The sequence below is a fragment of the Holospora obtusa F1 genome (genome assembly GCF_000469665.2).
GTDB classification, from domain to species: Bacteria; Pseudomonadota; Alphaproteobacteria; order Holosporales; family Holosporaceae; genus Holospora; species Holospora obtusa.
This window is the reverse complement of sequence record NZ_AWTR02000054.1, coordinates 1-8,715: the sequence shown is the minus strand read 5'-3', so window position 1 is coordinate 8,715 and position 8,715 is coordinate 1. Positions and strand designations below refer to the sequence as shown.

The window sequence follows — 8,715 nt, the reverse complement described above, 5'->3', positions numbered from 1 at the left end:
GAATATTTACGCATATATTTCAGCGTGTCTGTAATGAAAATAATATTCAGCATCAAAAGACAACGATCAAGCACTTTTGGGCCAATAGAGCACGGATGAATAGAACTCAAGAAGCATCTGTGAATAATTTTTATGATGCATCTCATGATCAGCTCAAACAGCATCTGCATGCTTATCTCATGGTTTATAATTTTGCCAAAAGACTTCAAGCTATTAAAGGAAAAACGCTTTGGCAACTTATTTTAAACCAGTGGATAATTTATCCTCAATACTTTACAATTCATCCTGACCACATATTGTTGAGACTAAACAGCATTTACAAAGATAGAGGATGGGGCAGAAAGGGCAAAAAGCTTTCTGCCAAAAAGCGGTAACTATTAGCAGCGGACAAACATTATAGCTGGGTATGTTAATCATAAATCGAGAGCATCTATGGTATTTAAGTTCTTGTAATACAAAATTATTTGAAGCTTGGGTAAAAGAGGTGTTGATTAAGGGATTAGAATCTGAGCAAATTGTAATAACGGATAATGCTGCATTTCATAGATCACAAAGAACGAAAGAGTTGATCGAATCTGTAAGTTGTCAACTCATCTTTTTACCGCCATACTCACCCGATTTGAATTCAATAAAGAAATTTTGGGCTAATATGAAAAGATGGGTTAAGAACCAAATTAAGCAGTTTGATAAACTTTACGAGGCTATTCCTGCATTTTTTTAAATCCCATTTTTATGATAAATTATTATGAGAATGGCATCCAATAGGGTGACGCCAGAAAAATGTTTACACACCTCCAAAATCGTTATCGATCTTCGTACGTAGTATTGGCATAGAAAATATCTTCGATGCGCTTCCCAATTTGACCTACTTTTTTTTTAGGATTGATACTTTCGCAGTAAATACTTTATCAAACACTATATGAAACGTGTCGCGAAACGTTATGATTTCCGAAATAAAAGATTTTGAAAATTTTCAGAAAAATTAATTTTTTTTAATTCAGAATAACTTACTTTGCATAACTTTGGAAATTCAGCAAGAATCGTGGTCCTTCCGTAATTTTTGATCGCTTGACTGTTTTCTGTATTTTGATCGCCATTCATTATGACTCCAAGAATTGATATGTTGCGTGCTCTCAAAGCTTCTAAACTGAGCAACGTATGATTAATTGTTCCTAAACTTGTGCGCGAAACAAGAATTACAGGAACGTCAAATTTCTGAATCAGATCAATCATTAGATGAGTTTCATTTAAAGGAACAAGTATTCCTCCAGCACCTTCTATCACGATGTTGGACGCTCTGGGAAGGGTTATTTTTTTTAGCTGAATAAAATCATTTTTTAGATTTGCTGCTAAATGGGGAGAGAGCGTATCTTGATAGCCGTAAATGGGTGAATAAATTTGAGTAAAAGGAGAAATTTTTTTTACATTTTGACAGTCACTCCCTTCCTTTTCACCAGTCTGGATGGGCTTAAAATAAGCAGATTTTGTGTGTATAGCAATCCAAGCCGAAATAACTGTTTTTCCAACGTTAGTATCTGTTCCTGTAATAAAAATTTTCATGAATACCTATTCCTAAAAATTCCAAAAAATATTTTATAAGTAACTGTAAAAGGATTAAAATTTTCTTTGATAATCCTTCTAAAATTTACCAAATCTATTGAATCATAAGAAGCTGACGCTCCAAGCATTTTTAGATAACGAACAAAAGACAAAACATCTATAAACGTTAATGAATGATTCATCAACCAGAAGTTAAAAACTTGATTGTGTTTTTTAAGTTTGTGGCATACAGAAGTTAATTCATGAGCGGTTGGGTACACACAAAGACGAATCGATTGATACTGATTTAAAATATTTTCCCAATTTTGAAAAGTTCCTTTGACTAAAGTAGAAAAAGCAAAAACGTCTTCACAATTTTTATTAAATAATTCCAAAGCGTCATTCAAATTTTCTGCCCACTGTAACGCGAGATTACTCAGAATACACTCATAGTTGACGACACCTAATTTCATCATATCTCCTAAAAGATACTTTACGTTTTGATAGTGTGAAAATTTAGATTTACATACGTTCAACATTTCATTTGCGATATCATTAAGATAAAAAGCATGTGAAGGATAAATAGGTAATAAAAGCTCAGGTATGTATCCTGTTCCCGTTCCCAAATCTAAAATAGTTTTTGATTTATAATTTTTAAGACTCACAAACTTATTAACCAAAAATTTTGCAGCTCTTTTTTGAATTTCTCCTACACAATCATAAGAGGTGCTGGCTTTATTAAAATTATTTTGCACATCCTGTATGAAAATGCTCATTGAGTCACTTCATCAATCATGAGTATCTTCATAAAATTTTTGATTTCAAAAAATGCTTCATTCATAAATAGTTTTACACTTTTAAAGATTTTTTAAAATATGCCATATTTTCTTTTTACATGCCAGACATTTAAAAGGCAAATAAATTTATTTTATTAAAAAATATTTTAAACAATTTTGTTTTTTAAATAGATCAGATATAGTAAAAGAAGTTAAATTATGATGAAGCAAAAAAGTACTAATTTACTGATATAAGCCCTGGCAGAACTTAATTTTCTTCCAAATCTATCGCTTCATATGTGCCCAAAATTTCTCGATTGGATTTAATTCAGGTGAATAAGGGAAGCATGATCCATGATCAAAACTTGTCCGGATTTTAATTCTTTTATCAAAAACTGCTCTCCCCAAGCTTCGAATATTTGTGTGTTACAGGAATCGTTAAAAACCATCGGAAAAATCTCTTTATTATTTGCTAATCCCTTTACAATATGAGTTCTTTCGTAATATTTATCGCTCTTTTTACCAACAAATTTTTCACTTTTTTTTCCCATCCTCTATCTTTGCAAATGGTGAGCTCTATCCCGCTTACATCAATATATACAAGACTTTTGGCTGATATATGTTTTATCGCTTTTTGGTATATATTTTGTTTTTCTTTACTTGCTTTCCACATAGGTGAAGACTTTTTTTTATAACTAAAGCCTGCGCGACTTAACTAACAATGTACATCACTGGCTCTCATGCCAAATTCACGAACATTATCTTCTGATCTAGAATCTGAATGATTAGTCTTGAATAAAAGCCTCTTTTTTATAGTGGGATTTGCACCCAAACGTATCTTTGGTCGGAAACGTCCTTGATTTTTATAACGTAAATGCTATCTATTTATTATCATTTTATCTGTTTCAAAAATTATCGATGTTTCTTTTTGACCGTTATCTGCTTTGATAAAATTGATGACATTTTCTCTGAAATCTATACTATATGGATTTTTATCTATCTTTTTAAACAGAATAGACTCTATATCGTGTTGTAATTCAACTGTTTTTACTATAATACAGGTAATCATCGCCATAACGCATCGATAAAATTTAAGACTTTATCAAATAGTGTGATAAATTGGTACAAATAAAACATTATAAAATTGTCATACTAAATAAAAATTAAATATTTTATTAATAAAACAATTTTTAGTGCTTCGAATGCCTTTATCCTGAGCCCATTTGTTCTCTAGGGCATTCAAGTCTGAAGAATATTGGAAAAGGTAAAGTAATGTATTTCCGTAAATTTACGTTGCATATTTTTTCTGAGATCGTAAAGATTTTTGTGCTTTTCAGCATATTCTATCGCGTGTTTCTTAGACATCCATGATGAAAGTGTCAACCGCTTTCGCGATCGTTTCTGAACGTTTAGGTAGCTCTACGTCCGACAAAAATCGACTCAAAGCGCTGATGAAGTGCGCCGTTTTTGTTTTGTGATCATATACACAATGGTAGAAATAACAATAATCACCCCCCCTAATATTGTATTAAAAGCCATTTTTTCTTGATAAATAAAATAATTAAGTAATAAAAAAACTATTAAACGAAAATAATCAAAAATAGCTACAAATGCAGCAGAACTGCGCTGAAGTGCATAAAAATGTGACACGGCTGACAATGCGCCTAACCCTCCAATCACAGCTAAATACCCGAAATTGGATACGTTACAGCTCCAAAAAGGGATAAAATACACTGCGGCTATACAAAAAAATACAAAAGGAAAAAAAGAATTACTAAATAAAATACACTTTGCATTTTCTTGTATTAAAATTAATTTTCGTGTAATGATGATAGAAAAAGCCATGCAAATATTGGCAAAAATAGGTAATAAAGAATAAAAGGTAAATGTTACGGAAAATGGATTTAAAACGCACAACACCCCGCTATAAGCCACTCCAATTGCGATCCAATGGAGTGTATCTAATTTTTCTTTTAATACTAACCAAGCCAAAAGCAAAATAAAAAAAGGACCACTGGTTCCTAAAAATGCTGCTGTTTCTCCTGGTAAATAACGATACCCTGCGTATCCTAAAGCCATAGCTAAAGTCTGAAACACTCCTCTTAACGCTAACAATTTTATGTTAGGAACGCGAAAGAGTTTCAATACAGGAAAAGGGTACCAAAATGGAAGCATAAGAAGGCCCCCTAATCCTGACCGCACTAACATCAACGTAATCTGAGGAGTGCTTTTGGAAAGGGATTTCGTCATCAACATAGCCAAAGAAAAGCTTACGCTCCATAAAAGTAAAAAAAATGAACTTCGAATTTGATCCTTTCCCGCCCACTTGAAGCGTATCATTTCTTCTTCAAGTAATTTTCTGGATTAACCGGAAGGCGATTTTTTCTCAATTGAAACCGAAGCACAGTTCCTTGACATTTCCCCAAAACATCTCCCTGCTTCACCTTTTGATCTTTTTTTACAGAAGGCGATACTCCTAGATAAACGCTGCTCCACTCTTCCCCTTTACTATTACTATGCTTAATAAATACAAAAGATTTATTACTTAACGAAGGATCTTTATCAAAATGATCACACTTTCCAGAGAACACAACCACGCCATCCTTACATGCAAAAACGGGATCTTGAGCATTTGTATGAAATACAGCAGTCTGTTTATCTAACACACGCTTTAACGGTTTTGACACAGGAGCTTTAAATTCATTTTTAGATTCTTGAATTTTAGAAAAATTTTGCTTCGATTTCTTATTCGAGTCGTCAAAAAGAGTTTTCTTTTTTTCGAAAGCTCGTTCCCTCTCTTTTTTTTCTGGGAGCGCTTTTTTTTCAGAAACGACTAAAGATTCCCTACCAGAAGCATTTTTTATAGAAAGCCCTTCCTCTTCAGACTCTGGAGCCGGAAGGGTGGGAACAGGCAGAACTTCCATTTCCTGTGAGCTTTCTTGAGGCATATCCAAAGGCACATCCTTCCAGCTATCTTCAGCTAATGAGACAGGCCCTCCACCGACAATATCCAAATCATCAACCGGAAGATCAGGAGTACGTACCTTGGCAGGCAACGTTAAAATCTGTCCTTCCTCTAATATATAAGGAGACCTCAAATGATTCGTTTCTACCAATTCCCGAACAGAAATATCTTGAGCTTTTGCTATGCTATAAATTGTATCATAACTAGAAACGCAAATTTGTCCTGGTTGTAAGACAACCATTTTACTAGGAGGGGTAACGCATCCCCCTAAAACAAGTGAAATTATATAAATAGTACCATAAATTTTTTTCATTTTTTTTCTACACGTTATAAATCGCACGATGATCAGACGGAGTTAAAGATTTTTTCCCCCCCATATAGGGACGTAAAACCTCAGGAATCGTCACAGAACCATCAGAATTTTGATAGTTTTCTAAAATAGCTACCAAAGTACGCCCTGTTGGAAGCGCAGAACCATTCAAAGTATACGGATATTCCAATTCTCCATCTTTGGTTCGGTATCTCGTATCTGTTCTACGAGATTGATAAGCCCCACAGTTAGAACAACTAGAAATTTCACGATAACATGACTGTCCAGGAAGCCATACTTCTATATCGTAAGTTCGTTGAGAAGTCCACCCCACATCTGAACTGCACAACGCAACCACACGATAAGGAAGTCCTAACGTTTGCATTAAAAATTCCTCTTGCTCAAGAAAAGAAAGATGCAACTCTTGTGAGTCTTTGGGGTCACAAACTCCCAAAAGCTCTACTTTTTCAAATTGGTGCATCCGAATCATTCCTTTTGTATCTTTTCCTGCTGCTCCCGCTTCTGAACGAAAACAAGGGGTATACGCAGTGAATTTCAAAGGAAGATTTTTAAAGTCTAAAATTGTTTCTCTAACTAAATTTAATAACGTTACTTCTCCTGTAGCAATTAGATATCTTCCATCTGTAGTTTTAAATAAATCTTGCTCAAGTTTTGGAAGTTGTCCTGCACCAAAAACAGAATCCTCTTTGACTAAGCATGGGGTATGAACCTCCAAACATCCCAGACGCTGTGTATTCATGTCTAACATCCAGCACGATAATGCGCGTTCTAACTGAGCAAGCTCTTTGGCAAGAATCACAAAGCGTGCTCCGCTCATTTTACTAGCCTGCACAAAATCCATCCCCAAATTAGCACCCAAGTCCTCATGATCTTTTGGTGAAAATTCCAAAAAATCTCTTGGATTTCCCCATTTCTTTAAAATGACATTATCCGCTTCACTTGCTCCAACAGGAACGTGTTCATCTAACATATTGGGAAAAGATTCCAAAAATTTTCTGAGCTGATCTGAAAGTTTTTGAGTTTGTCGCTCTAAAATACATTCTTGCTCAGACAATGCACTAGATTCTTGAACTAAATCTACCGTATCTTTTCCATCTTGCTTATATCGCGCAATTTCTTTTGCAATACTATTACGCTTACCACGTATTTCTTGAAACTTACTCAAGGATTTGCGGTGCGCACTATCTAATTCCAAAAGTTCTTCGCTTTTCGGATCTAATCCACGAAGACGCAATCCTTGATCAAAAAGTTTAGGATAAGCTCGAATCCATTTTATGTCTAACATTACACACATCAAAAAAAATCTATGGTCATCCTACTAAAAATTGAAGAAAAGCGCAAGCAATCGCTAAAATCAAATCAAACCAGACGGATTAAAAAATTCCAAAAAGAATTTTTTATGTTTAAGTAAATAAATAGACCCTCTACTTGAGTCTGCGCATTAGTTAAGCAGAGAATAGACCCTCTACTCGAGTCTGCGCATTAGTTAAGCAGAGAATAGACCCTCTACTTGAGTCTGCGCATTAGTTAAGCAGAGAATAGACCCTCTACTTGAGTCTGCGCATTAGTTAAGCAGAGGATAGACCCTCTACTCGAGTCTGCGCATTAGTTAAGCAGAGGATAGACCCTCTACTCGAGTTTGCGCATTAGTTAAGCAGAGAATAGACCCTTTACTCGAGTCTGCGTATTAGTTAAGCAGAGAATTAGACCCTTTACTCGAGTTTGCGCATTAGTTAAGCAAAGAATTAGACCCTCTACTCGAGTCTGCGTATTAGTTAAGCAGATAATGGGCTTTTTTGCGTAATCTCCAAACTCAGTGTTTCTTTTATCCTTGAAAAAAAAGTGTACATGTTCACGATTCTTGCGATGGGATGCGGTTTTTGGGTATTGTGCTTATACCGTTTTCCAGAGATCATCCTTCATTTTGAAAGTTTTTATTCTCTTGTCATTGAGAGCTGAATACCAGCACCTTATTTCGGTGTTGATTTTGTATAGAGCTTTGCCTTTAAAGCTTGACTTAGGAGCTTTATATGACTAGGATTTCCCAAGATCACATCAACTAAAGGTTTCGTATTTTTTTGGTTAACTTTAAAAATAGCGATAACTGGAAAACTGCTCATGTTTAGCTTAGAAATGCATTGCGCACATTTTTTTGAGTCTGTTTCTACTTCTGGAGTATTCATTAGCTGAAAAAAAGTTTGCTCTGAAATATCTGGGTGGTGTTGTGCAAATAATTTAGGCCAATCTAGTTCTTCTACAGGGTTAAATCGTGTGTCAATAATTCCCAATATTTTTTCAAGCCCTTCGTTTTTTTTATTTTATGTGCAGCAATTAATGCTTTTGTTGCACAATAAGCTGCCAGATTCGTTGGAGCACACACAATTTGGACTTTTGTATGGTCTTCAAAAAAATTTTCTTTTTTTAGCTGAATTAGATTTTTAATGAGCTCTCTACAATGCGTACAATACGGAGAAACAAAAGCAACAACAAAATTTTCAGGATTTGATCTTTCTTCAAAATCTGTTAAACTAACCCCGGGAATCGCATCTGGGTTCATGTTTTTTAAAAATTTACTTAGTATCTCCTCCTCTGAATCAGTTTCTTGTTTTTTTTCTGCTCCGTAATGGTAGCTCATTTGAGCAAGAATGTTAAACATTTCAGGATATTGTTCAAACATTTCAACTATTTCTTCTGGATGTATTTTTGCAGAAACGGTGATAGAATGCATTCCAAGTAAAAAGAAAGACAATATTTTATTCATCACGTACAAAAACTTTTTTCTATAGCTCTATGTAATCAGATTGAAGTCAAAAACAAGTAAAAATAAGCAGATAAGCTCTAGAGAAATCAAGTAAGAAGGAACTTAAATAAGGAGCGTCGTAATATTTTGCACACAAATGTATATGAAACAAAAAAATATTTTACATTTTATTCTAATAAATAAAATTTTACATTTATAGGTTTGACCTTTACGAATAAATGATTAAGAAACTCTTTGTAACTACGCTCTGATTGATGAATAACTGATGTTACGCAGCAATAGTTGATTTTTGCTTGAAATAATCATATTTTTCGTCCGTAAGGTTTTAACTCATCTTAGCACC

The 8,715-nt window shown here is 34.3% G+C and carries 9 protein-coding genes and 1 pseudogene; 2 read left to right on the top strand and 8 right to left on the bottom strand.

Going from position 1 to position 8,715, the window contains the following annotated elements; all coding sequences use genetic code 11:
• Together P618_RS02680 and P618_RS02675 are read left to right on the top strand one after the other, a co-directional pair.
• Window positions 1-374: pseudogene (locus tag P618_RS02680) on the top strand (hypothetical protein); the annotation flags it as partial.
• A gap of 32 nt (window positions 375-406) precedes the next feature.
• Entirely contained in the window at window positions 407-721 is a 315-nt protein-coding gene (locus tag P618_RS02675) for a transposase (protein ID WP_021827134.1), read from the top strand.
• A gap of 218 nt (window positions 722-939) precedes the next feature.
• Here the strand turns inward: P618_RS02675 and bioD are convergent, their stop codons facing one another.
• The 8 genes from bioD to P618_RS02630 all read right to left on the bottom strand — a co-directional run bounded on the left by bioD (window position 940) and on the right by P618_RS02630 (window position 8,372).
• Entirely contained in the window at window positions 940-1,560 is a 621-nt protein-coding gene (gene bioD / locus P618_RS02670) for a dethiobiotin synthase (protein ID WP_021827133.1), read from the bottom strand.
• Entirely contained in the window at window positions 1,557-2,315 is a 759-nt protein-coding gene (locus P618_RS06010) for a methyltransferase domain-containing protein (protein ID WP_021827132.1), read from the bottom strand. The genes bioD and P618_RS06010 overlap by 4 nt, the downstream gene beginning before the upstream one ends.
• 323 nt (window positions 2,316-2,638) lie before the next feature.
• Complete coding sequence (locus P618_RS08830; protein ID WP_021827131.1) at window positions 2,639-2,866, bottom strand: hypothetical protein; 228 nt, start codon at window positions 2,864-2,866, stop codon at window positions 2,639-2,641.
• An 889-nt stretch (window positions 2,867-3,755) separates the two neighbouring features.
• The gene (locus tag P618_RS02650; RefSeq protein WP_021827129.1) at window positions 3,756-4,655 is read right to left on the bottom strand and encodes a DMT family transporter; all 900 of its coding nucleotides are present in this window, start codon (window positions 4,653-4,655) and stop codon (window positions 3,756-3,758) included.
• Window positions 4,652-5,593 carry a M23 family metallopeptidase gene (locus P618_RS02645; RefSeq protein WP_024161119.1) on the bottom strand — a complete coding sequence of 314 codons (942 nt, stop codon included), beginning with the start codon at window positions 5,591-5,593 and terminating at the stop codon, window positions 4,652-4,654. The genes P618_RS02650 and P618_RS02645 overlap by 4 nt, the downstream gene beginning before the upstream one ends.
• Window positions 5,594-5,600: 7 nt before the next feature.
• The gene (serS, locus tag P618_RS02640) at window positions 5,601-6,896 is read right to left on the bottom strand and encodes a serine--tRNA ligase (protein ID WP_024161118.1); all 1,296 of its coding nucleotides are present in this window, start codon (window positions 6,894-6,896) and stop codon (window positions 5,601-5,603) included.
• Between the two features lie 685 nt (window positions 6,897-7,581).
• Window positions 7,582-7,899, bottom strand: coding sequence for a hypothetical protein (locus P618_RS02635; protein ID WP_021827124.1), 318 nt, complete (start codon window positions 7,897-7,899; stop codon window positions 7,582-7,584).
• On the bottom strand, window positions 7,866-8,372 hold the full coding sequence (locus tag P618_RS02630) for a hypothetical protein (protein WP_021827123.1): 507 nt from the start codon (window positions 8,370-8,372) through the stop codon (window positions 7,866-7,868). The genes P618_RS02635 and P618_RS02630 overlap by 34 nt, the downstream gene beginning before the upstream one ends.
• Window positions 8,373-8,715 lie beyond the last annotated feature (343 nt).

What these genes read in the sequence shown, in the direction of transcription:
- P618_RS02675 (WP_021827134.1), top strand. Translation starts at nt 407, where the DNA reads ATGTTAATCATAAATCGAGAGCATCTATGGTATTTAAGTTCTTGTAAT.
- serS (WP_024161118.1), bottom strand. Translation starts at nt 6,896, where the DNA reads ATGTTAGACATAAAATGGATTCGAGCTTATCCTAAACTTTTTGATCAA.
- P618_RS02645 (WP_024161119.1), bottom strand. Translation starts at nt 5,593, where the DNA reads ATGAAAAAAATTTATGGTACTATTTATATAATTTCACTTGTTTTAGGG.
- P618_RS08830 (WP_021827131.1), bottom strand. Translation starts at nt 2,866, where the DNA reads ATGGGAAAAAAAAGTGAAAAATTTGTTGGTAAAAAGAGCGATAAATAT.
- P618_RS06010 (WP_021827132.1), bottom strand. Translation starts at nt 2,315, where the DNA reads ATGAGCATTTTCATACAGGATGTGCAAAATAATTTTAATAAAGCCAGC.
- P618_RS02650 (WP_021827129.1), bottom strand. Translation starts at nt 4,655, where the DNA reads ATGATACGCTTCAAGTGGGCGGGAAAGGATCAAATTCGAAGTTCATTT.
- P618_RS02630 (WP_021827123.1), bottom strand. Translation starts at nt 8,372, where the DNA reads ATGAATAAAATATTGTCTTTCTTTTTACTTGGAATGCATTCTATCACC.
- bioD (WP_021827133.1), bottom strand. Translation starts at nt 1,560, where the DNA reads ATGAAAATTTTTATTACAGGAACAGATACTAACGTTGGAAAAACAGTT.